We start from the raw sequence: 26,101 nt of genomic DNA on the forward strand, positions 1-26,101 counted from the left end.
CCGCACAACGTCTATTCACCCGTGCCTGACGGCGAATCCGCATCTGAACCTGTAATGAGCCTGCGCCCTGATGATGAGACTGCGGACAGATGGATGTATTGAGCGGGGGTCTTACCCCCCGGCCTTAACAGCTCACCCCGGCCCCTCGCTCCCGGCCGCCAGCAGCGGCACCAGCACCTCGCTGATGGGCACAGGAATACCATGAACGCGACCATAACGCTGTATCACGCCATTGCGGATATCCCATTCCAGCGGGCGATTAGCCTGTCGGTCGGCAAGTATTGAGGTGCCTAAGTCGACAGGAGCACGGCGGAAAACATCAACGATCTCCTGAGGAACATCATCGTTCAGCGATGCACCGCTGGCACGGGCTACCGCCAGGCACTCGCGCAGATAAGCCAGAGCCAGTTCGGTGATATCCTCTCGTGAGAACATCCCGGCGCGTCGGTTAGCCAGGACCATCAGACCGGCAACGGCATTCTGTAGCAGTTTACGCCAGGCGATGGAGATAAAATCGGCTGACAGCTCAACCGCGCAGCCTGTGTCGCCGAGCACATCAACTATCCGTTTTGCCTGCGGCACATCAGGCAACGTAAGACGTGGTTTAGCGCGCAGCCAGACTGAAGCATCGGGCTCACGCTGGGCCGGGAACCAGACCACCGAAGGCAGCACCGTCGCGCCGTTGACGTAGGGCGCTAACTGGCTTTCCTGCTCGACGCCATTTTGCAGCGCACATACCACCGTGTTTTCATCACACAGCGCAGCCAACCAACTGGCGCAGTCAGCAACCTGGGTGGTTTTCACCGCGACAAACACCAGATCGAACGGGCGACCGATCGCTGCCGGATCGTTCAATACCGGGCCTGGCACCACGACTTCCCTCGCGTCGTGCCGCAAAATTAACTGCGAATGCGCGGTACGCCCGCAAAGGAGCGGCGTTCGGCCAACTTCATGCAGAACAGCGGCGATGGTGGTCCCGATAGCGCCAGGACCAATCAGCGCGACAGTGGGATAGTCAGACATCTTGCGTTCTCCTGATTTGATTAACCCATCATCAGGGCAGGTGTCTGTACTAAATAGCACGAGGCAAACGCAAAAACAAAAAAGCCCGCATTCACGCGGGCTTAGAGGGGTTTTATCGCTGTTATGCGCCAGACGTTAAATCATTCCCCTGACATTGTCTTTGAACTAAATGGCTTAGCTGATACTCCAGTCTTCCAGACGTAATCCATTAATACGTTCGAACTCACGGGTATTGTTCGTCACCAGAATTAAACCCAGTGCGCGGGCGTGGGCCGCAATCATGCTGTCATACGGGCCAACGGGCGTACCTGCTCTTGCCAGTTCTGCCCGGATTTGCCCCGTCTGTACCGCCGCATCGATACCATAATTCAGCACCTCCAACCGGGCGATGAATCCTTCGACCACGCGCAGGTTTTTCTCCGGGCTGGCAGATTTCTCCGCGCCGTAAATCAGCTCCATCAGCGTGACAGAACTGATGCACATCCGCCCGTAATGCTGGTTAAACGCCTCCCGGACTGCCTGAGGTTTATTTTTGATCGTATAGATACAGATATTGGTATCCAGCATGTATTTGAGCATCAGAACTCTTCCCGGTCCTGGTCACCTGGCTGTTCACGGGCGGCCATAAAGTCAGACGTCACGCTCTCACCATCAAACCAGCTGTCCCAACTTTCGCCTGCGGGAGTAATAATGCGCGTTCGCCCTACCGCGACGATATCCACGTGTTTGACATCCTCCGGTAAAGCCACCGCTTTTGGCAGACGCACCGCCTGGCTACGGTTGCTTTTGAATACGGTTGTCTTTTCCATCCTCGCCTCCAGTGGTGAAGTTTTGTACACAGTGCCAGCATAAGGCAATCATGGGATATGTCAATGGGATATACATAAGAAGGAAATACCGCGGCAGAATTTCAACAGGCAGCGCTCTACCGATACAGGAGGAACTGCCGGGGGAGCGTAACGAGCATCTGATTGACAAGCCGGATCTGAAATCCGCGATGGACTACTGGCACAACCCTCTCCGCGATGCCGGGCTGACGGGCGAATACTCCCCTCACGCTCTTCGCTATGCCTGGGCGCAGGATGCGATCCGCTATTACGAGGGGCAGGGGTTAAGCTACAAAGAGGCGCTGGCGGTAACCTCAACGGATCTGGGACATGGGGATGGGCGAGGACGGTATATCGAGCAAGTATGAATGTACATAAATAAAAACCCCCTGTAAAAACAGAGGGTTGATTGCAGTTTTACCTGTTCATGAAAACTCAGGAAGGGTTATCGGCTTATTCCCACTCAATGGTCGCTGGCGGCTTACCAGAGATGTCATACACCACGCGGGAGATGCCATCCACTTCGTTGATGATGCGGTTAGAGACGCGGCCCAGGAATTCATAAGGCAGATGCGCCCAGTGAGCGGTCATAAAGTCGATGGTTTCGACGGCACGCAGGGAAACCACCCAGTCGTACTTACGGCCATCGCCCATAACGCCTACCGAACGCACCGGCAGGAACACGGTGAACGCCTGGCTGACTTTGTCGTACAGGTCGGCTTTACGCAGCTCTTCAATGAAAATGGCGTCGGCGCGACGCAGCAGATCGCAGTACTCTTTCTTCACTTCGCCCAGTACGCGAACGCCCAGACCCGGTCCCGGGAACGGATGGCGATACAGCATCTCGAACGGCAGACCCAGCTCCAGGCCAATCTTGCGCACTTCGTCTTTGAACAGCTCTTTCAGCGGTTCAACCAGGCCCATCTTCATCTCTTTCGGCAGGCCGCCCACGTTGTGGTGCGACTTGATGACATGCGCCTTACCGGTGGCGGAAGCGGCAGACTCGATAACGTCCGGGTAGATAGTGCCCTGGGCCAGCCACTTCACGTCTTCCAGTTTCAGCGCTTCTTCGTCGAACACTTCTACGAAGACGCGACCGATAGTTTTACGCTTGGCTTCCGGCTCGTCGATACCGGCCAGTTGTGACAGGAAGCGCTCTTCTGCGGGCACATGAACAATGTTCAGTCCGAAATGGTCGCCGAACATTTCCATCACCTGCTGGGCTTCGTTCAGACGCAGCAGACCGTTGTCCACGAAGACGCAGGTCAGGCGATCGCCAATGGCGCGGTGCAACAGCATCGCCGTCACAGAAGAGTCCACGCCGCCGGACAGGCCGAGAATCACTTTATCGTTACCCACCTGCTGGCGGATGCGCTCAACGGCATCGTCGATGATTTTCGCTGGCGTCCACAGCGCTTCGCAGCCACAGATGTCACGCACGAAGCGTTCCAGCATCCGCAGGCCCTGGCGGGTATGCGTCACTTCCGGGTGGAACTGCACGCCGTAGAAGCGTTTTTCTTCGTTAGCCATAATGGCGAACGGACAGGTTTCGGTGCTGGCAACGGTCACAAAACCGTCGGGGATGGCGGTCACTTTGTCGCCGTGGCTCATCCAGACATCCAGCAGCGGGTTACCGCTGGCGCTCAGGGCGTCTTCAATGCCTTCCACCAGCATGCTGTCGGTGGTGACTTCCACCTGGGCATAGCCGAATTCGCGCTCGCTGGAGCCTTCAACCTGGCCACCCAACTGCATCGCCATGGTCTGCATGCCGTAGCACACGCCGAATACCGGCACTCCCGCTTCAAAGACATACTGCGGCGCACGCGGGCTGTTGGCTTCCGTGGTGCTCTCCGGACCGCCGGAAAGAATAATCCCGTTGGGGTTAAACCCACGAATCTGTTCTTCAGTCACATCCCACGCCCAGAGTTCGCAGTACACGCCCAGTTCACGCACGCGGCGCGCAACCAGCTGGGTATACTGAGAACCGAAGTCGAGAATAAGTATGCGATGTTTATGAATGTTTTCCGTCATTGACGTTTATTCCGAGGCAGTAGCAATTAAAGTCAATCGCCCGGCGCAGGGCCGGGCGAGTCATATCAGGAGCCCAGGCGATAGTTGGGGGACTCTTTGGTGATGGTCACATCGTGGACGTGACTTTCCTGAATCCCCGCGCCGCTGATGCGAACAAACTCCGCTTTGGTGCGCAGGGCGTCGATAGTACCACAGCCGGTCAGGCCCATACAGGAGCGCAGGCCCCCCATCTGCTGATGCACTATCTCTTTCAGGCGGCCCTTATAGGCTACGCGCCCTTCAATCCCTTCCGGCACCAGTTTGTCGGCGGCGTTATCGCTCTGGAAGTAGCGATCGGAAGAGCCTTTGGACATGGCGCCCAGCGAGCCCATACCGCGGTAGGATTTGAAGGAACGGCCCTGGTAGAGTTCGATCTCCCCCGGGGACTCTTCGGTGCCCGCCAGCATGGAGCCCACCATCACGGCGCTGGCGCCAGCGGCGATAGCCTTGGCAATGTCGCCGGAGAAACGGATACCGCCATCGGCGATAACCGGAATACCGGTGCCTTCCAGCGCTTCAACGGCGTCGGAGACGGCAGTGATCTGCGGAACCCCTACCCCGGTGACGATACGGGTAGTACAGATGGAGCCGGGGCCGATACCCACTTTCACTGCGCTAACGCCAGCTTCCGCCAGGGCACGCGCGCCAGCGGCCGTCGCGACGTTACCGCCGATAATCTGCAGATCCGGGTATTTGGCGCGGGTTTCGCGAATGCGCTCCAGCACCCCTTCGGAATGACCGTGGGAAGAGTCGATCAGCAGCACGTCAACGCCTGCGGCAACCAGCGCGTCGATACGCTCTTCGTTACCGGCGCCAGCGCCAACCGCAGCGCCTACGCGCAGGCGGCCATGCTCATCTTTACAGGCGTTCGGCTTACGCTCGGCCTTCTGGAAATCTTTCACGGTGATCATGCCGCGCAGGTGGAAACCTTCATCCACCACCAGCGCCTTCTCAACGCGCTTTTCGTGCATGCGGGTCAGCACCACATCGCGGGACTCGCCTTCACGCACGGTGACCAGACGCTCTTTCGGGGTCATATAGGCGCTGACTGGCTGGCTGAGATCGGTCACGAAACGCACGTCACGGCCGGTGATGATACCGACCAGTTCGTTAGCTTCGTTAACCACCGGGTAACCGGCAAAGCCGTTACGCTCGGTCAGCTCTCTGACCTCTTTCAGGGTGGTGGAAGGCAGCACGGTCTGCGGGTCAGTCACTACGCCGCTTTCGTGTTTCTTCACCCGCCGAACCTCTTCGGCCTGGCGCTCAATGGACATGTTCTTGTGAATAAAACCAAGTCCGCCTTCCTGAGCCAGCGCAATCGCCAGACGCGCTTCGGTGACGGTATCCATAGCCGCAGAAAGCATAGGAATATTCAGGCGAATGGATTGGGTCAGTTGAGTACTGAGATCGGCGGTGTTCGGCAGAACGGTGGAGTGTGCGGGAACCAGCAGAACGTCATCAAACGTGAGTGCTTCTTTAGCGATACGTAGCATGGGCAATATCTCGACCTGGGGGTTAGAGAACAGATAAAATATTGCCGCGGCATTATACAGGTGGTAATCGGTTGCATCCACATTTTTTTGCTAAAAAACTTGCCTTCACCTGTCGTAACGGTAGTATCGACTGAATAACCTGCTGATTTGGAATTTGATCCAGCTCACATGTCTTCGATTCTCCCCGCCTCCGTTTTTACCGTCACCCGTCTTAATCAGACGGTGCGTCAACTGCTGGAACGCGAAATGGGCCAGGTCTGGATAAGCGGCGAAATCTCTAACTTTAGCCGCCCTGCCTCAGGTCACTGGTACTTCACGCTGAAGGATGACGGCGCCCAGGTACGCTGTGCCATGTTCCGCAACAGCAATCGCCGCGTCACCTTCCGCCCGGAACAGGGCCAGCAGGTGCTGATTCGGGCGAATATCACACTCTATGAGCCGCGCGGCGACTACCAGATTATTGCCGAAAGCATGCAGCCCGCAGGCGATGGCCTGCTGCAACAGCAGTTCGAGCTGCTCAAGCAAAAGCTTAATGACGAGGGGCTGTTCGACCCGGCGCTCAAACAGGCGCTGCCAACCCCGGCGCACCAGGTTGGGGTGGTAACCTCGAAATCCGGCGCCGCGCTGCACGATATCCTGCACGTTCTGAAGCGTCGCGATCCTTCGCTGCCGGTGGTTATCTACCCCACCGCGGTACAGGGCGCCGAAGCGCCCGCGCAGATCGTTCGCGCCATCGAACTGGCAAACCTTCGCAATGAGTGTGATGTGCTGATCGTCGGGCGCGGCGGTGGCTCGCTGGAAGATCTGTGGAGCTTTAACGACGAACGGGTGGCCCGGGCGATTTTCGCCAGCCGTATTCCCATCGTCAGCGCCGTAGGGCATGAAACCGACGTGACCATCGCCGACTTCGTGGCCGATCTGCGCGCTCCGACCCCTTCGGCCGCCGCGGAGATCGTCAGCCGTAATCAGCAGGAGCTGCTGCGTCAGAGCCAGGGGCAACAGCGTCGGCTGGAGATGGCGATGGATTACTACCTGGCCGGTTGCGCCCGACGTTTTTCCCTGGTGAATCATCGTCTGCAGCAGCAGCATCCGCAGCTACGCCTGGCCCGCCAGCAGACCGCGCTTATTCGGCTACGCCAGCGGATGGACGGCGCTCTGGAGCAGCAGATGAAACGCGCTAACGAGCGCCAGCTTCGCCTGGTCCGCCGTCTTGACCAGCAGCAGCCACAGCCCCATATCCACCGCGCCGCCAGCCGGATTCAGAATCTGGAATATCGACTGTCTCAGACTATGTCCCGTCGCCTGAGCGCCACCCGCGAGCGCTTTGGCAGCGCCCTGACTCACCTTGAAGCCGTCAGCCCGCTGGCGACGCTGGCCCGTGGTTATAGCGTGACTTCCGCATCTGACGGCAAAGTGCTGAAACAGACCGCCCAGGTGCACGCCGGCGATAGCCTGACCACCCGCCTGGCGGACGGCTGGGTAGAAAGTCAGGTGACCCGCATCACGCCCGAGAAAAAACGACGCGCCAAAAAGGCCCCCTGAACCACCGGTGCGCCTTCCGGCGGCTATACTTAAGCCACCAGGCGGAAGGCATCGACATCAGGGAGGCCCGAATGAGACGCAGCCAATACTCCGGCGTTATCCCGCCCTATATTCTGACCCGAATTATCGCCCACGGCTCGGCGCTCCAGCAGCGCTGCGCCCGCCAGACGCTGACCCATGTACAGACGCTGATGGCCCAGGGCTATCCCCGACAGCGTCATGCCGCCACCGGCGCCAAAGGCGCGCTGCTGCGCGACATCTACGATGCGCAAAATCAGGAACAGCTTCCCGGCGTGCAGGCCCGTAAAGAGGGTCAGCCCGCCAGCGGCGACAGCGCCGTAGATGAAGCTTACGACTATCTGGGGATTACCCACGACTTCTTCTGGCGCGAGTACCAGCGCGACTCGCTGGATAATCAGGGTATGTCGCTGGTCGGCACCGTCCATTACGGTCAGGAGTACCAGAACGCCTTCTGGAACGGTCAGCAGATGGTGTTTGGCGACGGCGATGGCGAGATTTTTAACCGCTTTACCATCGCTATTGACGTGGTGGCCCATGAGCTGAGCCACGGCGTGACCGAACACGAAGCCGCGCTGGTCTACTTTGAACAGGCCGGAGCCCTGAATGAGTCGCTGTCGGACGTGTTCGGCAGTCTGGTAAAGCAGTATCACCTGCGCCAGCGTGCCGATGAGGCAGACTGGCTGATTGGCGCCGATCTGCTGGCGTCAGGAATTAACGGCAAGGGGTTGCGCTCTATGTCCGACCCCGGAAGCGCCTATGACGATCCGCTGCTGGGCAAGGATCCCCAGCCGGGCCATATGAACGATTTTGTCAAAACCCGGGAGGATAACGGCGGCGTCCATCTGAATTCCGGCATCCCCAATCGCGCCTTTTATCTGGCGGCCAGCGCCCTGGGCGGTTACGCCTGGGAGCGCGCCGGACGGATCTGGTACGACACGCTGTGCGACAGCGAACTGCCGCAGGATGCCGACTTCGCCACCTTCGCACAATTGACTCTGGCTCACGCCCGCCAGCGTTTTGATGACGAGGTCGCCGGAGCCATTGAGCAGGCGTGGAAAACGGTGGGCGTACTCTAATGGCGCCGTTCCCCGAACTGACCGACGATGCCATCGTGGAGCTGGCCCGCGAGGGCGGCTTCGCCTGGATCCCACGCCTTTCCGGCCAGCGGCGCATCGTGCTGGCCGCGCTGGACGAAGAGCGCCGCCGCCGGGTGTGCGAAATTCTACGCCAGATACTGCCGCTGGGGATGCCCCCCGGTCGCCCGGATTCCCCCGGCCAGGGCGACCAACGCTACTACCGGATCCAGATAACCTGGACCCGCCACGTCAGCACCCAATATCAGGATGTGATCCTGTTGGTGCCGGAGACTGACGCCCCGCCAGCGCTAAAAGATCTGTGGGAGCACGGCGAGGAGTGCGGCGATCCCTAAGCCCCGGCGCCAGGGGCAAAGATCACCCGCTTTTTCGAGATCAAACCGTGTCCGTTACGGCAGAAATAGTCCACCGCACCGCAGGCTTTCAGCACTTCCAGCGGCTGATGGCATTCGGGGCAGCGCGCCTCCAGTTGAAAATCCTGCCCGCAGTCGTTGCAGTGGGCCCGGTCGCCCTCTTGTACCAGTAAACCTTCGCAGTTAGGGCAATGTAGTACTTCCATCCGTTTTACCTCTGTTGCCGGGAGCAGGCGTTACTCCGCATCACTGTCATCGCCATAGTAACGAACGCCGATCTTAATCAGCGGTCGCCCCTGATTTTTCCTGTGCAGATTGGTATCGCGTAATGAATAAACGCAGCCGCAATACTCCTGCTGATAAAAATGCTCGCGCTTGCTGATTTCCACCATCCGTGCCGCACCGCCCTGCTTGCGCCAGTTATAGTCCCAGTAATGCATTCCGGCGTAAGGCGCCACGGCGCGACGCCCGCAATCATTGATTTGCAGCATATTTTTCCAGCGCGAAATGCCAAGTGAACTGCTAATCGCGCGAAAGCCGTTCTCCCAGGCGTACAGCGCGGTGCGTTCGAAGCGCATATCAAAACACATGGTACAGCGAACGCCGCGTTCCGGCTCCCACTCCATCCCTTTTGCCCGCTCAAACCAGTTATCCGTATCGTAATCAGCGTCGACAAAAGGTACGCCGTGCTGCTGCGCAAAGCGGATATTTTCCTGCTTGCGGATCAGGTACTCTTTTTGCGGGTGGATATTCGGATTGTAGAAAAAGATCGTATAGTCGATGCCCGACGCCTGAATCGCCTCCATCACCTCTCCTGAGCAGGGCGCACAGCAGGAGTGCAGCAGCAGCTTATCGGCGCCATCCGGAAGCGACAGTACGGGTCTTTGCAGCGAGGCCATAGGGTATTCCTGACTCAAATAAAATTCTGGGGGAAAAGTGTATACGCTGGTTGCTATGCTGTCGAAGCCGTGCCGTTAATATCTGCAAACAATCAACGCGATGCCCGACCTGAACGATAGATAGCGCAGGCCACTTCCAGTACAGTAGAAGCCAGCTAACGTCCATCGGAGAAGCCATGAGCACCGAGAAAAAATGGGTTACCGCCAGCGATGTGGCCCGACTGGCCGGCGTTTCCCGCTCCGCCGTTTCGCGCGCTTTTACGCCCGGGGCTTCCGTCGCGCCCGAAACCCGCCGCAGGGTGGAAAAGGCCGCCCGGGAGCTGGGCTATCAGGTCAATATTCTGGCCCGTAGCATGAACAAAGGGCGCAGCAATTTTGTCGGGCTGGTGACTGCGGGTTTCAGTAACGCCTTTCGCAACCAGCTGATTGGCCCCCTCACCCACCAGCTGGCGCGCCAGGGGCTGATCCCTCTGCTGGTCAACGCCGAAGACAGCTACCAGCAGGCGCCCGGCCTGCGGGATCTGATGAGCTATCACGTGGCGGGAATTATCATGACTTCCGGCGCCCCGCCGCTGTCTCTGGCCCAGGAATACGTGGCCCGCAGTATCCCGGTAGTTATTATCAATCGCGATACCGATCTGCCCGGCACCGATGTGGTCTATAGCGATAACGTCGACGGCGCTCGCCAGGCCGCCCGCTGGTTGCAGCAGCGCGGCTGCCAGCGCCCGGCATTTATTGGCGAACAGCCCGCCAACTTTAGTACCCGGCAGCGTCGGGACGCGTTCTGCCAGGCGCTGACCAATGCTACCTGCATTGACGTTAACGGCAGCGACTACCACGCAGGCTTTAACGCTGTTGCGCAGTTACAAACATACTCCGATATCGATGGCGTGTTCTGCGCCACCGATACTCTGGCGCTGGGCCTGCGTGACGCCCTTAGTCAGCATCCGTCGCTTTCTTCGCTGCCGCTGGTCGGCTTTGACGATATTCCGGAGGCCGGATATGCCGCCCGGCAGTTAACCACCCTGCGCCAGGATGTCGAGCGGCTGGCCGGTGAAGCGGTGTCGCTGCTTATCCAGCGTATGGAAGACGATCAGCGCCCACCGGTAAAAAAGGTGGTTCCCGTACAGTTGATCGCCCGCCGCTAGTCGAAATTATTATTTTATTTATAAAAAAACAGAATTTTTATTTTATTTGGAGAGGATCACAGAACCGGATGAGCAATATGCCCATACTGCCCTGTGCCGGTCGGGCATTTTTTTAACCCTGAAATTGCACACGTGTGCAACCAAAAGGAAAACGACGTATGAACCGGGCTATCCCCACAGAAATATCGACAGAAATAGAACGACGTTATCAGTTCGCCTGCCAGTTAGCGGACAGCGCAGCACAGCGGGCGATGACGTTTTACCGCAAGCGTCAGCAGCTTGCCGTGGAGCATAAAGGCGGCGATCTGCAGGATGTGGTAAGCCAGGCGGATCGCGATGTGGAAAATCAGATTCGCGATACTCTGGCAACGACCTTCCCGCAGGACGGCTTTCTGGGCGAGGAGAGTGGCGGTCAGCCTCGTGAGGCGGAGTTTCTGTGGGTGGTCGACCCTATCGATGGCACCGCCTGCTTTCTGAACGGGCTGCACACCTGGTGCGTCTCGCTGGCAGTACTGTACCGTGGGGAACCGGTTATCGGCGTAGTCTGCGATCCCAATCATCAGGAGCTGTTCCACGCCTGCCGGGGCCAAGGCGCTTTCCTGAACCAGGAGCGTATCAGCGTACATGGCGCTCACTCTGTGGAAGAAGGCGTTATGGGCGTGGGCACCTCGCATCGGGTCACCCCGGAAGATTTCGTTCCCTTTATCAGCCATCTACTCGGCGCTGGCGGCATGTTTATCCGTAGCGGCTCCGGTGCTTTGATGACGGCCCAGGTCGCCGCCGGTCGGCTGATTGGCTACTACGAACCCCATATGAATCCCTGGGATAGCCTGCCCGGTCTGGTACTGGTTCAGGAAGCCGGTGGCATCACCAATCGCTATCTGGACGACGGCGGTCTGGATCACGGCAACCCGGTATTAATGAGCACACCGGCGCTCTACCCGCAACTGGCGGAGATGATCGTCCAACCACTGAAGTAGCAGTTTCACGACCGGACTCCGGTTGCAAAAACACGGCGGCCAGAACAATAACAAGCCGCCGCTGAACGACGGCGTTGGCTAATGTGCGACAGCGGAAAGTCATCTTTGTGCACAGGTCAGGCTGCGGCAGGCATGGCAGTATGCCCAACTGAAATACTCTGACGCGCCCCGGCGGTATCGGAGCGGCGAAATGCGCCCGTAACGAAACACCGGAGCCAGGCAGAGTCATGACCTCAGGAACAGTCAGTGAACACATAGCCACGTTGATATTCAATCCCTACCGTGGAGTAAGAACAATGTCTGGTATCCTGGCTTTTTTTAAAGCGTCTCCCGCGGTCCGACCGCGAGGGGGATTTAACGAAAAGGCATTCCGCCTGCTGCGCTGGCGCACCTTTCTGGCGATGACCGTCGCCTATGTGATGTTTTACGTCTGTCGCCTCTCCTTCACCGTGGCCAAGAGCGCCCTGGTGGATCTGGGGCTGACCCCCACCGACCTTGGCGTGATTGGCTCGGCAATGTTCTTCACCTATGCCATCGGCAAGCTGGTGAACGGCTTTCTGGCCGATCACGCCAATGTAGTGCGCTTTATGGCCTTCGGCCTGCTGCTGAGCGCCATCATGAACCTGATGATGGGGGTGACCACCAACGTCGTATTGCTAACGCTGTTCTGGGGCATTAACGGCTGGGCCCAGTCGATGGGCGTAGGCCCCTGCGCGGTGTCGCTGGCGCGCTGGTATGGCGATCAGGAGCGCGGAACATTTTACGGTATCTGGTCCACTGCCCATAACATTGGTGAAGCGATGACCTATATCGTGATCGCCGCCGTGATTGCTGGTTTCGGCTGGCATGCGGGCTATCTGACCACGGCCGTGCTGGGCGCGGTGGGCATAGTGTTAATACTGTTTTTAATGTGCGATTCCCCCCAGAGCGCCGGTTACCCTGCTATGTCACCTCAGGAAGAGGATGACACTCAGGCCAGCGGCTCGGTGCTGAAAAAGCAGTTATTCTCGCTGCGCAACCCGGCCCTCTGGACCCTGGCGCTGGCCTCCGCCTTTATGTATGTCGATCGCTACGCCATTAACTCATGGGGGATCTTCTTCCTGCAGCAGGCCAAGCACTACACGACCCTGGAGGCATCCGGCATTGTTGGGGTTAACGCCATTGCGGGCATTGCCGGTACCCTTATCGCCGGCGTCCTCTCCGATCGCTTCTTTTCCAATAACCGCAGCATTATGGCGGCTCTGATCGGCATGCTGAATCTGGCGGGTCTGGCGCTGATCCTGTGGTTCCCTCGCCACTATTACAGCGATATCTTCGCCATGGTGCTGTTTGGCGCTTCCATTGGCGCCCTCACCTGCTTTCTGGGCGGACTTATCGCGGTGGATATCTCCTCGAAAAAAGCCGCTGGCGCAGCGTTGGGCACTATCGGCATCGCCAGCTATGTTGGTGCTGGCGTTGGGGAATTTATTACCGGTGTTATCATCAGTAAAACGTCCGTCATCGAGGCGGGGCAAACGCTCTACAATTTTCATGCCCTGTCGATATTCTGGGTGGCGACCGGGCTGGCCTCTGTGCTGATGTCCTGTATCACCGCCGCCATTGTTATCCGACGCAACAGCCTCAGGCACTCCGTCAGCGCCTGATTCAGGCCGACATCAGACCTATAAGGACAAGAATATGTGTAAATTACGTCAATTACTGGCGGGGGTTTTCCTTGCCGCCATTTCCACAGGCAGTGCGCTGGCCGCCCCCTCCTGGACCCTGGAAAAAGTGGTGGAGGTCAGCCGCCACGGGGTTCGTCCCCCAACGCCGGGCAACCGCGAAGCCATGGAGGCCGGTAGCGGTCGCAGCTGGCCGGTCTGGTACAACAGTGACGGCGAATTGACCGGTCACGGCTATGCCGCCGCCCTGCTGAAAGGCCAGGCCGAAGCGAAAAGCTGGCGTCAGCACGGTCTGTTACCGGCAGGCTGCCCTGCGCCGGGCGATCTTTACGTCTGGGCAAGTCCGCTACAGCGCACCCGCGCCACCGCCAGAGCGCTGACCGACGGCGCCTTTCCCGGCTGCGGCGTCGCGATTCACGGCCTGAAAGGCGATCGCGACCCGCTGTTCCACGCGCTGAAAATGGGGCTGGTCACGCTGGATCCACAGCAGGCGAAAGCCGCTATCGATCAGGCCATGAAGGGCTCTCCCGAACAACTGAAACAGCGCTATGCCGGGGATGTCGCACGGCTGAAGAAGGCCGTCTGCGCTGGCGACAATTGCCCGGCCTTCGATGAGGCCTGGACGCCGCAGGTCAGCGCCAATGGCAAAGTCGCGATTCAGGGGCTGAATGTACTGTCGAATATGGCAGAGACCATTCGCCTGGGCTGGAGCGAAAATCTGCCACCGGAACAGGTCGCCTTTGGGCATGCCCGTAACGCCGGAGAGGTCGCAGCCCTGATGCCGCTGCTCACCCTTAGATACAGCCTGACCAATGATATCCCGCTGGTGGCCCGACGCGGTGGTTCGGTGTTGCTTAACCAGATAGCGCTGGCGCTTCAGACCGGCAAACGCGACCCGAAAGGTCCGCCCGAAGCGCGCTGGTTGCTGATCGTGGCCCATGACACCAACGTTGCGTTTCTGCGCACTTTGCTGGGCTTTAACTGGCAGCAGAGCAACTACCCTCAAGGCAATATTCCACCGGCGGGTAGCCTGGTATTTGAGCGCTGGCGCGACAACGACAGCGGACAGCGCTATATCCGCATCCTGTTCCAGTCCCAGAGTCTGGATCAGGTCCGCAACCTGACGCCGCTGGATAGCCAGCACCCACTACTGAAAACCGAATACCAGGCCCCGGACTGCCGTAAAACCGAGGTCGGAACCCTCTGCCCGCTGGCCTCCAGCCTGGATCATATGCATAAGGCTATCGATTCAGACGCCCTACCGGAGATCAACTGGCACTCTGAGTGGTAACCACTGCTGACTGACCGCCCGTAGCGGAGCCCTTTCGCTACGGGCCGCTTCGCCGCAATAGCGCGGCATGGAGCTCATCCACCATGAAATATCTTATTTCGCTGCTGCTGTTCCTGTGCGGTGCGGCTCATCACGCCTGCGCGCTGGAACTGAAGTATTACCATGAGATCGCCGATGTCGATAAGATCCATAAAGAAAGTCTGGGCATCAGCCATGGTTTTTCTAACGGCTTCGGTGCCGGTCTGGAATATAAACGCGCCGCCCGGGAATCGGGGGTCGCCGCATGGAGTCACGGAGGTCACGATGAATTAAAATATCATTTGAAGCAGAGATTTCGTTTGTCTTCATTACTGGATGTGACCCCGGAAATGGGCTGGAGCAGAAAAACCAATGCCCGTAAATATAAGCCACAGTTAAAGTTCAGTTACAGCTATGCAAAGCATCAAAAGCTGTCGCTGATGTATCGCTATGAAATAAAAAGATCCACGGGTAAACCACGTAAGCAGACACAAATGTGGCAGTTAATGAACGGCTATAAAATAGACAGGGTGTCACTGAGCTACGGCATTAAATATAAGAAAAGCAACCAGACGCTGTATCGCGGTCACCGGGAAGATGCGGAAGGAAAGCTGCAAATCAGCTACCGATTAACCGACAGTCTGGCGCCATTTATCGAGTTTAAAAATACCTCGGTATCCAGCAGTAGCGCCCACCGCCAGACAATGCTGAAAGCGGGATTTGTCTGGCGGATGCTATAAACGCAACAGCCCACGCATAGCGTGGGCTGTTGATAGTCTGAATCAGCGTGATTATTCGGCCACTTTCTTCTTCAGATCTTCGGCGCCCTGCTTGGTTTTATCCCAGCCTTTCTCCGCGCCTTCTTTGGTTTTATCCCAGGCTTTTTCAGACCCTTCTTTGGTCTTATCCCAGGCCTTGCCGGTTCCTTCCTTAGTTTTATCCCAGCCCTTCTCGGCGCCTTCTTTGGTGCTGTTCCAGCCCTTTTCGGTGCCCTCTTTGGTCTTATGCCAGGTTTCCTGAGATTTTTCACTCACCTTGCTGCCCATGGTGTCACTTTTCCCTTCTGCTGCATGCTGTGACTTCAGCTTCAGCTCCTCGCCTTTATTCTGTGCCTGGTGCAGTCCCTCTTTTGCCGAGTTAGCGCCTTTATGCGCTTCGGCAACGGTCTCATCGGTTGCATGTGTCATGGTGTTAGCAAATACCGGAGCGGCCAGGAAAAGCGCAGACAGCGCGACGATTGTTTTTTTCATAGTTCCCTCATCTACAGACGTATGGATGTCATACCTGTTAATCATGACACAGGTATCACGGCGTGTAGTTAAGAATAGCCTGTAAATAACGACCCGTATGGATTTAGGAGATATCTGTTACAAATTAAGGAATGAAGTAAGGAACTACACTACCAGGCAGGCACTATCCACCTGATAAAAAGGCCATAACCCCGCGTTACGAAAGCCCCATAAGCACAGGAACAGGATGAATGTGCACCCCTGAAGACACGAAACACAAAATGGGGATTCTATGCTAAAACAAATCATTCAAAACCTGTTAAATAATGCCGTATACGACGTCATCAAATTTCTCGCCACTCTCTTCATCGGTTATTTAACGCAACACCACTATATCGGCATCACATTCTGATAAAACACCGTCCCTCCACGGTAAATATGTTCTATTGGCTTAGAAACCGATCACAGCATCAGTTTAAAACTCATTATCTTGAGAACGTTCGGGGGGCCAAAAACCCCTGTAGTCATCAAATTAGTTCGGTACACTATCGGGAAAGTGGTTTCGGCTAAAACGGAGTACGTATGAGAATAGGCATTGCTTTCCCGGTGATAGTGTTCATTGCTGCTGTGGTGTTTCTGGGGTGGTTCATCCTGGGGGGCTACGCAAACCCGGGAGCGTGATGGGCTACTTAACCAGATTTTGAGGTGATGAGAAACAACCTGGAATCTCATAACGGCCCCGCCAGGTTGAGTGCCCCTCCTGAATTTTTCACATCAAACCGGTAAACCTAAAACAATCCAGCAGACAGGAAACGGGTTTCTATTGGCATATACAGGAACGACTTATTAATAAATCTTCCCTGTTCCTGATGATTCCTTCCTGCCAACAAAAAAGCCCGCACAGTGCGGGCCTGATGGTTTTGATGCGTCTTAGTGAATCTCGCCGATTCGCTATTTGCTTTTCTTAATATGCTTAACCAGGCGCTTACGCTTACGCATCTGAGTCGGAGTCAGGGTGTTGCGCTTGCCTGCAAAGGGGTTATCCCCCTCTTTAAACTGAATACGGATAGGCGTGCCCATCACATTCAGGGAGCGGCGGAAGTAGTTCATCAGGTAGCGCTTGTAGGAATCCGGCAGATCCTTCACCTGGTTACCGTGAATCACCACGATCGGCGGGTTGTAACCACCGGCGTGGGCATACTTCAGCTTCACGCGACGTCCGCGTACCAGCGGCGGCTGGTGATCGTCGGCCGCCATATTCATAATACGGGTCAGCATCGCGGTGCTCACGCGGCGCGTGGCGCTATCGTAGGCTTCGTGTACCGATTCAAACAGATTGCCCACACCGCTACCGTGCAGGGCGGAGATAAAGTGCACCCGCGCGAAGTCGATAAAGCCCAGCCGATAGTCCAGGGTCTCTTTCACCTGCTCTTTCACTTCCTGGCTCAGGCCATCCCACTTGTTGACGGCAATCACCAGCGAGCGACCGCTGTTAAGAATAAAGCCCAGCAGCGAAAGGTCCTGATCGGAAATCCCTTCACGGGCGTCAATGACCAGCAGCACCACGTTGGCATCTTCAATTGCCTGCAGGGTTTTGATGACCGAGAATTTTTCAACCGTTTCGGTCACTTTACCGCGCTTACGCACCCCGGCGGTGTCAATGAGTACATACTCACGTTCGTCGCGCTCCATCGGGATGTAAATACTGTCGCGGGTCGTGCCCGGCATATCGAAGACCACAACCCGCTCTTCACCGAGGATACGGTTGGTTAGTGTGGACTTACCGACATTAGGACGTCCGACGATAGCCATTTTGATAGGCAGATCCTGGGGATTGAACGCCTCTTCCTCTTCTTCCGCCTGTTCATCAAATTCATCGAACGGAGGAAACTCATCGTCGTCAGTAGTCTCTTCAGGCGAGACATCTTCCATCCACGGCAGCAGTACGCGCTCCAGCAGACTGGTAACGCCGCGCCCGTGTGAAGCTGCAATGGGGGTGATATCGCCCATACCCAGCGCATAGAATTCGCCAACCGCCTGGTCGGGATCCAGACCATCGGTCTTATTAGCCACCAGGAAGGTCGGCTTCTGGCGGGTACGCAAATGGCGGGCAATTCCTTCGTCTGCCGGCATCAGGCCTGCACGAGCATCCACCATAAACAACACGACATCCGCCTCTTCAATCGCCAGCAGCGACTGCTCCGCCATATGGGTTTCCACCCCTTCCTCGGTGCCGTCGATACCGCCGGTGTCGATACAGATAAACTCGCGCCCTTCTACCTCCGCACGACCATACTTACGGTCGCGGGTCAGTCCCGGGAAATCCGCAACCAGCGCATCTCGGGTGCGGGTTAAACGGTTGAACAGGGTAGATTTTCCGACATTCGGGCGCCCGACCAGCGCGACCACAGGTACCATTATCTAAAGCCTCATAACTGACAATCCACGATGCCGTTAGCATCGCTTCAGTAAACAATAAAACGGCCCCTGATGTGTACAGGAGCCGTTTCCTTCTCGCTACGCTTAATATATTAGCGGGTAATTGCGTAGAGCGTACCGTCTTTCGCCTGAATAAACAGCTTACCGCCGTCCACAACCGGTTCGGTCTGGAAACCAGAGCTGTCCACCTTCTGCTGAGCAGAGAACAGGCCACTGGTGGTATCAATCCAGTGCAGATAGCCTTCGCTATCGCCCACCACCAGGTAGCCGTTAAACAGCACCGGGGTAGTCAGGTTACGGTGCAGCAGATCGCTCTGAGTCCAGAGCGTTACGCCACCGTCAGTGGTCAGAGACAGTACGCGGTCATTCTGATCCACCAGGAAAATACGGTTGCCGTCAACGACGAAGTCGTTAACCGAGCCCAACTCGCGCTTCCACATAATCTGGCCGGAGCGCAGATCCAGCGCCGTCAGGTTACCGTTATAAGCCAGCGCGTAAACCACGCCATTGACGATAACCGGCGTGGTATCCACATCGCCCAGGCGATCGATTTCGGTGGCGCCGGTGGCCTGCGAAATACGCTGCTGCCAGATCATCTGCCCCTGCTCCAGCATCACGGCGCTGACGCGACCGTTATCGCCGCCAACAATGGCCGCGCCATAGGCGGTTGCCGGCGCAGATTCACCGCGCAGCGACAGAGTCGGCATATCCAGGTTCACCGTCCAGCGCGATGCTCCGTCGCTTTCGTTCAGCGCCTGCAGCATGCCGTTGCTGGTATGGACCAGCACCAGTCCATCACTGACAACCGGGCGAGATAGCGCTTCACCGGCGACTTTGCTCTGCCATGCCACGCTACCATCGGCCGCATTCAGGGCATAAACCACCGCTTTTTCGCTGGAAACGTAAATATGAGTACCGGCGATGGTCACACCGCCAGACAGCAGGGCCGAACGGTTACGCGAGAAGAAACCGGTTTTTTCAGACAGGTCGACAGACCACACTTCACGGCCATCATCGGCGTTTACGGCTTTTACGATACCGTGGCGATCCGCGGCATAGACCACGCCGTCCCGGGAAGCCGGATGCAGGTTGGAATAGAAGTCACCGATTCCGTTACCGACGGAAGTGCTCCACGCTTCGCTGGGCGAAAACTGATTGGTCACTTCCGGCAACGGAGACATCTTCACCACATCTTCTTCGCTGCTGAACAGCGAGCAGCCGCTGAGCAGGGTCAAAGACAGCAATCCTGGCACAAGTAAGTTACGCAATTGCATCGGGTCCCTCTTAGCTGGACAAGTTGTTTATTTTCATTTGCATGGTTTCACGCAGCGCCGGAGATGCCTGGCTGGAAACCCCTTTACTCCAGGCTTCGCGAGCCCCCTGCTTATCGCCCTTACTGAGCAGCGCATCACCGCGCAGATCGGCCACAATCGCAGACCAGCCTTCGCCCTTAATGGTATCCAGCGACTTCAGCGCGGCATCCGCCTGCTTCTGTTGGATCTGCACCCGCGCCAGACGCAGGTTAATCAACGCCTGCAGGTTGGCGTCCTTCGTGGCGGAAAGCCCCTGCTGCAGCTGAGCCGCCGCTTTCGGCAGGTCGTTGTCCTGGGCGTATTTCTGCGCCAGGTTCAGGGCCGCCAGCGCCCCATAAGCGTTTTTGTTATCCGTGACGAATTTGCCGGCAGCTTCCAGCGAATCAGGCTTGCCTGCCTGGGCGCCGGAAATAGCGCGCTCATAGGCTTGAGATGCCCCCATGGCCGATTCCGTTTGGTGGCTACTCCAGAAGCGCCAGCCGATCAGGGCGCCAATGCCAATCACCACGCCAACGGCCAACGCTTTGCCATTATTGGCAAAAAAGCGTTTTACCGCGTCGACCTGGTCGTGTTCGTTCTCGTAAATTTCCACGCAGTCCTTACTCCTTCACGCCTTATTGCCGGGGATTAGCCCAGCAACGTCTGCACATGGGCGGCCACGTCGCTCTGCGGTACGGTCTGCTGCTCGCCGGAGCGCAGATCCTTCACCACCACATTGCCATTGGCTACCTCGTCCTCGCCCAGCACCAGCGCTACGCTGGCGCCCCACTTGTCGGCGCGGGCGAACTGTTTCTTAAAGTTACCGCCGCCGTAGTTGGTCATCAACCGGCACCCCGGCAGACGGTCGCGCACCTGCTCCGCCAGCAGCATAGCCGGAGCCTGGGTGCCGCTTCCCGAAGAGACCAGATAAATATCGACAACGGAATTCGCTTTAAATTCAGGATTAACCGCCTGAACCAGCAGCACCAGGCGCTCCAGGCCCATGGCAAAGCCGACACCCGGCGCGCTTCGGCCACCCAGTTGCTCTACCAGACCGTCGTAGCGGCCACCGGCGCATACCGTTCCCTGGGAGCCCAGACTGGTGGTCACCCATTCAAAAACGGTGCGGTTGTAGTAGTCAAGCCCGCGCACCAGACGCTGGTTCACGGTGTAGCTGATGCCAGCGGCATCCAGATAAGCGCACAGCCCGGCGAAATGTTCGCGGGACTCGTCATCCAGGTAGTCGCCAAGCTGGGGCGCATCGTCAAGCAATGCCTGAACCTGCGCGTTTTTAGAATCCAACACCCTCAGCGGGTTGGTGTACATCCGACGCTGGCTGTCTTCATCCAGCGTCTCTTTATGCTGCTCCAGGAAGGCGATCAACGCTTCGCGATAGCGGGCCCGCGCTTCGGTAGAACCAATGGAGTTCAGCTCCAGGCTCACGTGCTGTTCAATGCCCAGCTCGCGCCACCAACGGGCGGTCAGCATAATCAGCTCGGCATCGATATCCGGACCGGCCAGACCAAACACTTCCGCGCCGATCTGGTGGAACTGACGATAGCGCCCTTTCTGGGGACGCTCGTGGCGGAACATCGGCCCGATATACCACAGGCGCTGCTCCTGATTGTACAGCAGACCATGCTCGATGCCGGCGCGAACGCAGCTCGCGGTGCCTTCGGGACGCAGGGTCAGGCTGTCGCCGTTGCGATCCTCAAAGGTATACATCTCTTTTTCAACCACGTCGGTCACTTCACCGATGGCGCGCTTGAATAACGGGGTCTGCTCTACAATCGGTGTACGAATTTCGCTATAGCCGTAGCTGGCGAGCACCTGCTTCAGGATGCCTTCAATACGCTGCCAGAGCGCGGTCTCCTCCGGCAGGTAATCGTTCATGCCGCGGATGGCTTGAATATTCTTTGCCACGTTAGTTCTCTGTTCTCTTATACAAAAAATGAACCCGGTTCCGGCGGCTCCGAAAGTTCGTGAGCGCCTTTGCGGGTTCAATCATACACGGGAAGCGCGCCGCTTCCCAGTTTGCTTTATTTTTCCAGCTGATGAACGTCAATGCGTTTGCTTTCGTCCATCATGGCTGCCCGGGCGCGAATCTTCGCTTCCAGCTGATCGACCATATCGTCGTTGTCCAGACGATCGCTACGCTTACCGTCTTCATAGAAGCCGCTCTTCTTGCTGCCCCCGGTCACGCCAAGGGTGGATACCAGCGCTTCTCCTGGGCCGTTAACCACGCAGCCGATGATCGAAACATCCATCGGGGTGATGATATCTTCCAGCCGCTGCTCCAGGGCATTGACGGTGCCGATCACGTCGAACTCCTGACGCGAGCAGGTCGGACAGGCGATAAAGTTGATCCCGCGAGCGCGGATCCGCAGCGACTTCAGAATATCGAAGCCCACTTTGATCTCTTCCACCGGATCCGCCGCCAGCGAAACGCGCAGCGTATCGCCGATCCCTTCAGCCAGCAGCATTCCCAGGCCGATCGCGGATTTCACCGAACCGCTACGGGCGCCGCCCGCTTCGGTGATCCCCAGGTGCAGAGGCTGATCGATAGCTTTGGCCAGCAGGCGATAAGCTTCTACAGCCAGGAAGACATCGGAAGCCTTCACGCTCACCTTAAACTGATCGAAATTGAGCTTATCCAGATGATCCACATGGCGCATCGCCGATTCCAGCAGCGCCTGCGGAGTCGGTTCGCCATATTTTTCCTGCAGATCTTTTTCCAGCGATCCGGCGTTAACACCGATGCGGATCGGGATATTTTTATCACGAGCGCAGTCCACTACCTGACGAATACGCTCGTTGTTACCGATATTACCCGGGTTGATACGCAGGCAGTCCACGCCGTATTCCGCTACTTTCAGGGCGATGCGGTAGTCGAAGTGAATGTCGGCCACCAGCGGGATCTGCACCTGCTGTTTGATCTGCTTAAAGGCTTCTGCCGCATCCATGGTCGGCACGGAAACGCGCACGATATCGGCGCCAACGCGCTCCAGCGCCTGGATCTGATTAACCGTCGCCGCCACATCGGTGGTGCGGGTGTTAGTCATGGACTGTACGGCGATGGGGGCGCCATCGCCGATAGGAACATTTCCGACGTAGATGCGCTTCGACTTCCTGCGCCGGATAGGGGATTCGTGGTTCATGCTACTTCTCTGTCATGCAGGCTTCGGAACGGAACGCCGATTATTCGGCGTTCAGTGTGAAACGTGCAACCTGGTTAGTTCTGATAAAGCGGCTCAGATCGACGGGTTTACCCTGATACTGGATCTGAACGGCGGCCGGTGCGCCAATTTTCAGGCGGTACGGCGGCTGGCCCGCCAGATTCAGACTTCCGTCTTTGCGCTGCATCCCGCTGAACAGCTTCTTACCGGTAGCATCCCTGACTTCCAGCCAGCAGTCAGCATTAAAATTCATGACGATCGCATTAGGATCGGCAGGCGGCGGCGTTACGCCCGCAGCATCGGTCGGCAGCTGACCCTGGCCAGCCGTCGTTGCGTTCGGATCCTGCGCGTTGGCAGGCGCCTGCTGCTGGCCCGCTGTCTGGTCTACGTTCGCTTGGCTCGGCGCCACAACGGCGTTATTATCCGCCGGGCTGGCGGGCTGTTGCGTAGCCTGAGGTGCGCTTTCCGGCTGAGTCTGCGGAGCCTGCTGCGCGGTCGCTGCCGGCGTGTTGTTCTGAACGGCGCTGGCGCTATTGTCGGTCGGCGTCGCGCTATCGTTGGCGCTACCGGTATCCAGCGGTACTGACTGGGAACCGTCATCGCTTTGGTTGGTGACGGGCTGATCCGCCATCGAGGTAATCTCTTCCTGCTGCGCTTTGTGATTCTGCCACCACCAGGCGCCGGTAAGGCCGACCACCACAAAAAGCACCAGCCAGGTAAAACTCATTAACCAGCCATCGCGCTTTTTACGGCGTTTGCCCAGCGAAAAGCTCTGCATCGGCTGTACTTTAGAGGTTCTGAGCGGCGCCTGCTTTTCCATCATAGGCAGCAGTTCGTCTTCCGGAATATGCACCAGTCGCGCATAGGAACGGATGTAACCGCGCAGGAAGGTAGAGGCCAGGTCCGAAGGGGATTTATCCTCTTCGATATCGCGAACGGTAGAGACTTTAAGACACAGTCTTTCAGCCACCGTCTGCTGGCTCAGTCCAAGTTGTTCACGGGCGTTACGCAAACGTTCGCCCGTACTTTGTGCTGCATTCTGTTCGTTAGTGGCTTCTGTATTCATTTAGCTACAACTGCTGGTACGGTTCGAATTAAGTAACTGGCGCCGACTGGAATTCCCCGTATTTCATTCAGGGCAACTATTGCGCTCTTCGCGCTAGTCCTGCGCCGCGAAAGATCTCTGCGCAACCGGGCTTCGCCGCCGCGCTATTCCCGTTGTATCGACTCCGCCATCTGCGGAACCGACCGTTTGCGCCAGGTATATTAGCGCCGGGTTTCTTAACCATAGACAGCTTTTTCTCGCCTGTCCGGTCTCAGTACACAAAAGTTGTCCACTTTAACGCGGCTAAACTGTTGTTGTGCCGTTACATACTGCCTTAAAGCGTGAAAAAACGCACCGTAATTATCACTTCGCGACTCATAATCCTGGATGATATCGCGAAAAGCGGAATTTTCGCCGCCCGGTGCGGGCGGCAAATGCATCAGACGCTTTTAACGTCGATGGCTTCACCCTGCATACGCTTACGCAGAGTACGCTTGGTACGGTCGATAACTTCGCCCGCCAGCTGGCCGCAGGCGGCATCGATATCATCACCGCGGGTCTTACGAACGATGGTGGTGAAACCATAGCCCATCAGCACCTTCGAGAAGCGGTCGATACGGCTGTTAGAGCTGCGACCGTAGGGCGCCCCCGGGAAGGGGTTCCATGGAATCAGGTTAATTTTGCACGGAGTGTCCTTCAGGCATTCCGCCAGCTGATGCGCGTGTTCGGTACCGTCGTTGATATGATCGAGCATGACATACTCGATAGTCACGCGACCCTGATTAGCGTTAGATTTTTCCAGATAACGGCGGACTGAGTCCAGGAAGGTCTCGATATTATATTTTTTGTTGATGGGCATGATCTCGTTGCGGATCTCATCGGTCGGGGCATGCAGCGAAATCGCCAGCGCCACGTCGATCATATCGCCCAGCTTATCCAGCGCCGGTACCACGCCGGAGGTGGAGATGGTCACGCGACGTTTGGAAAGCCCGAAGCCGAAGTCATCCAGCATGATCTCCATAGCCGGTACCACATTGGTCAGATTTAGCAGCGGCTCACCCATCCCCATCATCACCACGTTGGTTATGGGGCGCTGACCGGTCACTTTAGCGGCGCCAATAATTTTCGCCGCGCGCCATACCTGACCAATAATCTCCGATACCCGCAGGTTACGGTTAAAGCCCTGCTGCGCGGTGGAGCAGAATTTGCATTCCAGCGCGCAACCCACCTGAGAAGAGACGCAAAGCGTGGCGCGATCTTCTTCCGGAATATAAACGGTTTCAACTCGCTGACCGCCGACCAGAATCGCCCATTTTATCGTGCCATCCGAAGAGCGTTGCTCTTCAACCACCTCCGGCGCGCGGATTTCCGCTACCGCCTTCAGGCGGCCGCGCAGCACCTTGTTGATATCGGTCATCTCATCGAAGTCATCGCTACAGTAGTGGTAGATCCACTTCATGACCTGATCGGCGCGGAACGGTTTTTCGCCCATCTCGACAAAAAACTCACGCATCTGCTGGCGGGTGAGATCCAGCAGGTTAATTTTTTCGTTGTTAGCAGTATCGGCAGCGGATGCAACTGCGGGGGTGACAATTTGCTCTGACATAATTTTTTCCGGCCTCGTTGTTACACGTTATGGCCCCTGGCGGGTTAAAAAAAGAAGCGCCCCGGGAAGCATTCAGCCTCCAGGGGCGCAGCATTGTACAAATTCTGTGGCGCAGATTCCACGGCTGCAAGCAGCTGCCGGGAAATAAAGTGTAAGCGCCGCTTAATAGATTCCCTTAGCGGGTACGGGCGCAGACTTCGCCTTCACCGAAGAAGAAGGCGATCTCGCGGGCCGCAGACTCTACGGAATCAGAACCATGAGTGCCGTTTTCGGTAAAGCTGTCGGCGTAGTCGGCGCGCAGGGTACCGGCCAGCGCGTCCGCCGGGTTGGTGGCGCCCAAGATTTCACGGTGACGACGCACGGCGCTCTCACCTTCCAGTGCGGTAACCACGATCGGGCCAGAAGTCATGAATTCAACCAGGCCGTCAAAAAACGGCTTACCGTCGTGTTCAGCGTAAAAACCGCGCGCCTGCTCAACGGTCAGATGTAGCATTTTGGTACCCACAATTTTCAGCCCAGCCGTCTCAAAGCGAGCAAAGATGCTGCCAATTACGTTTTTCGCCACCGCGTTGGGCTTGATGATGGAAAACGTACGTTCAATAGCCATGATAACCTCTTATGATGTTGTTCTGTTTTACACCGGGTCCCCCGGTAATGCCTGGCGCAGGATTATAAAGAGCTATCACGGCGTTGCCTACGGGAAAAGGCAACATTTTTTTAAAAAGAAACAATGTTCGGCAACATCCTGGAGCACTAACCCGTTCTCCGTAAAGCTGCGTCTATCTCCTGCTGCCTGCCGCGTCCTGAACGGGTAATGCCTCCCTGAGCGTTACATTCTCCGGTGGCTTCGTTCCAGAACCGCTGGCTGGAAGGTCATAAGAAAACGCCGTAACA

At 57.2% G+C, this 26,101-nt stretch carries 25 protein-coding genes and 1 pseudogene; 10 read left to right on the forward strand and 16 right to left on the reverse strand.

The genetic code is table 11. The features are described 5' to 3' along the window. Positions 1–132: 132 nt before the first annotated feature. The 3 genes from FEM41_RS23315 to vapB all read right to left on the reverse strand — a co-directional run bounded on the left by FEM41_RS23315 (position 133) and on the right by vapB (position 1,832). Positions 133–1,023, reverse strand: a complete 891-nt coding sequence (locus FEM41_RS23315; RefSeq protein WP_138098874.1) for an oxidoreductase — start codon at positions 1,021–1,023, stop codon at positions 133–135. Between the two features lie 174 nt (positions 1,024–1,197). Next, positions 1,198–1,602 (reverse strand): type II toxin-antitoxin system tRNA(fMet)-specific endonuclease VapC, encoded by a 405-nt coding sequence (gene vapC, locus FEM41_RS23320; protein ID WP_006687278.1) that lies wholly within the window; start codon positions 1,600–1,602, stop codon positions 1,198–1,200. Next, positions 1,602–1,832, reverse strand: coding sequence for a type II toxin-antitoxin system VapB family antitoxin (vapB, locus tag FEM41_RS23325; protein WP_138098875.1), 231 nt, complete (start codon positions 1,830–1,832; stop codon positions 1,602–1,604). Before vapB ends, vapC begins: the two co-directional genes overlap by 1 nt. Positions 1,833–1,966: 134 nt before the next feature. Between vapB and FEM41_RS23330 the strand changes: the two are divergent. After that, a pseudogene (locus FEM41_RS23330) lies at positions 1,967–2,218 on the forward strand (integrase domain-containing protein); the annotation flags it as partial. Between the two features lie 85 nt (positions 2,219–2,303). On the opposite strand, the gene guaA reads toward FEM41_RS23330, so the two are convergent. Together guaA and guaB are read right to left on the reverse strand one after the other, a co-directional pair. Then, positions 2,304–3,881 (reverse strand): glutamine-hydrolyzing GMP synthase, encoded by a 1,578-nt coding sequence (guaA, locus tag FEM41_RS23335; protein ID WP_138098876.1) that lies wholly within the window; start codon positions 3,879–3,881, stop codon positions 2,304–2,306. A 65-nt stretch (positions 3,882–3,946) separates the two neighbouring features. Next, the gene (gene guaB, locus FEM41_RS23340) at positions 3,947–5,413 is read right to left on the reverse strand and encodes an IMP dehydrogenase (RefSeq protein ID WP_138099312.1); all 1,467 of its coding nucleotides are present in this window, start codon (positions 5,411–5,413) and stop codon (positions 3,947–3,949) included. A 168-nt stretch (positions 5,414–5,581) separates the two neighbouring features. Here guaB and xseA point away from each other — a divergent pair, with 168 nt between their 5' ends. From xseA to FEM41_RS23355, 3 genes are all read left to right on the forward strand, one after another. Then, positions 5,582–6,955, forward strand: a complete 1,374-nt coding sequence (gene xseA, locus FEM41_RS23345) for an exodeoxyribonuclease VII large subunit (RefSeq protein WP_168198854.1) — start codon at positions 5,582–5,584, stop codon at positions 6,953–6,955. Positions 6,956–7,026: 71 nt separating this feature from the next. Then, complete coding sequence (locus tag FEM41_RS23350; protein WP_138098877.1) at positions 7,027–8,052, forward strand: M4 family metallopeptidase; 1,026 nt, start codon at positions 7,027–7,029, stop codon at positions 8,050–8,052. Beyond that, positions 8,052–8,405: a protealysin inhibitor emfourin gene (locus tag FEM41_RS23355; RefSeq protein ID WP_138098878.1), complete on the forward strand. Its 354-nt coding sequence runs from the start codon at positions 8,052–8,054 to the stop codon at positions 8,403–8,405. The genes FEM41_RS23350 and FEM41_RS23355 overlap by 1 nt, the downstream gene beginning before the upstream one ends. Here the strand turns inward: FEM41_RS23355 and FEM41_RS23360 are convergent. Continuing rightward, the gene (locus FEM41_RS23360; protein WP_138098879.1) at positions 8,402–8,629 is read right to left on the reverse strand and encodes a zinc ribbon domain-containing protein; all 228 of its coding nucleotides are present in this window, start codon (positions 8,627–8,629) and stop codon (positions 8,402–8,404) included. The genes FEM41_RS23355 and FEM41_RS23360 overlap by 4 nt on opposite strands. A gap of 30 nt (positions 8,630–8,659) precedes the next feature. Further along, a complete protein-coding gene (locus FEM41_RS23365; protein WP_138098880.1) occupies positions 8,660–9,322 on the reverse strand; it encodes an epoxyqueuosine reductase QueH in 663 nt (220 codons plus the stop codon). 176 nt (positions 9,323–9,498) lie between these two features. Here FEM41_RS23365 and FEM41_RS23370 point away from each other — a divergent pair, with 176 nt between their 5' ends. From FEM41_RS23370 to FEM41_RS23390, 5 genes are all read left to right on the forward strand, one after another. After that, entirely contained in the window at positions 9,499–10,470 is a 972-nt protein-coding gene (locus tag FEM41_RS23370; protein ID WP_138098881.1) for a LacI family DNA-binding transcriptional regulator, read from the forward strand. 170 nt (positions 10,471–10,640) lie between these two features. Continuing rightward, positions 10,641–11,450 (forward strand): inositol monophosphatase family protein, encoded by an 810-nt coding sequence (locus tag FEM41_RS23375; protein WP_241666667.1) that lies wholly within the window; start codon positions 10,641–10,643, stop codon positions 11,448–11,450. A 296-nt stretch (positions 11,451–11,746) separates the two neighbouring features. Beyond that, complete coding sequence (locus FEM41_RS23380) at positions 11,747–13,093, forward strand: MFS transporter (RefSeq protein WP_138098883.1); 1,347 nt, start codon at positions 11,747–11,749, stop codon at positions 13,091–13,093. A gap of 34 nt (positions 13,094–13,127) precedes the next feature. Next, positions 13,128–14,402 (forward strand): histidine-type phosphatase, encoded by a 1,275-nt coding sequence (locus tag FEM41_RS23385; protein WP_138098884.1) that lies wholly within the window; start codon positions 13,128–13,130, stop codon positions 14,400–14,402. 83 nt (positions 14,403–14,485) lie between these two features. Beyond that, positions 14,486–15,160, forward strand: a complete 675-nt coding sequence (locus FEM41_RS23390; protein WP_138098885.1) for an oligogalacturonate-specific porin KdgM family protein — start codon at positions 14,486–14,488, stop codon at positions 15,158–15,160. Positions 15,161–15,211: 51 nt separating this feature from the next. Here the strand turns inward: FEM41_RS23390 and FEM41_RS23395 are convergent, their stop codons facing one another. Beyond that, complete coding sequence (locus FEM41_RS23395) at positions 15,212–15,670, reverse strand: hypothetical protein (RefSeq protein WP_138098886.1); 459 nt, start codon at positions 15,668–15,670, stop codon at positions 15,212–15,214. A 561-nt stretch (positions 15,671–16,231) separates the two neighbouring features. Here FEM41_RS23395 and FEM41_RS23400 point away from each other — a divergent pair. Continuing rightward, positions 16,232–16,330 (forward strand): YoaK family small membrane protein, encoded by a 99-nt coding sequence (locus tag FEM41_RS23400; RefSeq protein ID WP_138098887.1) that lies wholly within the window; start codon positions 16,232–16,234, stop codon positions 16,328–16,330. Between the two features lie 270 nt (positions 16,331–16,600). Here the strand turns inward: FEM41_RS23400 and der are convergent, their stop codons facing one another. From der to ndk, 8 genes are all read right to left on the reverse strand, one after another. After that, complete coding sequence (gene der / locus FEM41_RS23405) at positions 16,601–18,067, reverse strand: ribosome biogenesis GTPase Der (protein WP_138098888.1); 1,467 nt, start codon at positions 18,065–18,067, stop codon at positions 16,601–16,603. A gap of 113 nt (positions 18,068–18,180) precedes the next feature. Further along, the gene (gene bamB, locus FEM41_RS23410) at positions 18,181–19,362 is read right to left on the reverse strand and encodes an outer membrane protein assembly factor BamB (RefSeq protein ID WP_138098889.1); all 1,182 of its coding nucleotides are present in this window, start codon (positions 19,360–19,362) and stop codon (positions 18,181–18,183) included. A 10-nt stretch (positions 19,363–19,372) separates the two neighbouring features. Next, positions 19,373–19,993: a YfgM family protein gene (locus tag FEM41_RS23415; protein ID WP_138098890.1), complete on the reverse strand. Its 621-nt coding sequence runs from the start codon at positions 19,991–19,993 to the stop codon at positions 19,373–19,375. 35 nt (positions 19,994–20,028) lie between these two features. Further along, positions 20,029–21,303, reverse strand: a complete 1,275-nt coding sequence (hisS, locus tag FEM41_RS23420) for a histidine--tRNA ligase (protein ID WP_138098891.1) — start codon at positions 21,301–21,303, stop codon at positions 20,029–20,031. Positions 21,304–21,419: 116 nt separating this feature from the next. Beyond that, entirely contained in the window at positions 21,420–22,538 is a 1,119-nt protein-coding gene (gene ispG / locus FEM41_RS23425; RefSeq protein ID WP_138098892.1) for a flavodoxin-dependent (E)-4-hydroxy-3-methylbut-2-enyl-diphosphate synthase, read from the reverse strand. A 40-nt stretch (positions 22,539–22,578) separates the two neighbouring features. After that, positions 22,579–23,622 carry a cytoskeleton protein RodZ gene (rodZ, locus tag FEM41_RS23430; protein WP_138098893.1) on the reverse strand — a complete coding sequence of 348 codons (1,044 nt, stop codon included), beginning with the start codon at positions 23,620–23,622 and terminating at the stop codon, positions 22,579–22,581. A 418-nt stretch (positions 23,623–24,040) separates the two neighbouring features. Then, positions 24,041–25,207, reverse strand: a complete 1,167-nt coding sequence (gene rlmN / locus FEM41_RS23435; RefSeq protein ID WP_138098894.1) for a dual-specificity RNA methyltransferase RlmN — start codon at positions 25,205–25,207, stop codon at positions 24,041–24,043. A gap of 175 nt (positions 25,208–25,382) precedes the next feature. Continuing rightward, entirely contained in the window at positions 25,383–25,814 is a 432-nt protein-coding gene (ndk, locus tag FEM41_RS23440; protein ID WP_138098895.1) for a nucleoside-diphosphate kinase, read from the reverse strand. Between the last annotated feature and the right edge of the window lie 287 nt (positions 25,815–26,101).

The organism is Jejubacter calystegiae, assembly GCF_005671395.1.
Taxonomy (GTDB): Bacteria; Pseudomonadota; Gammaproteobacteria; order Enterobacterales; family Enterobacteriaceae; genus Jejubacter; species Jejubacter calystegiae.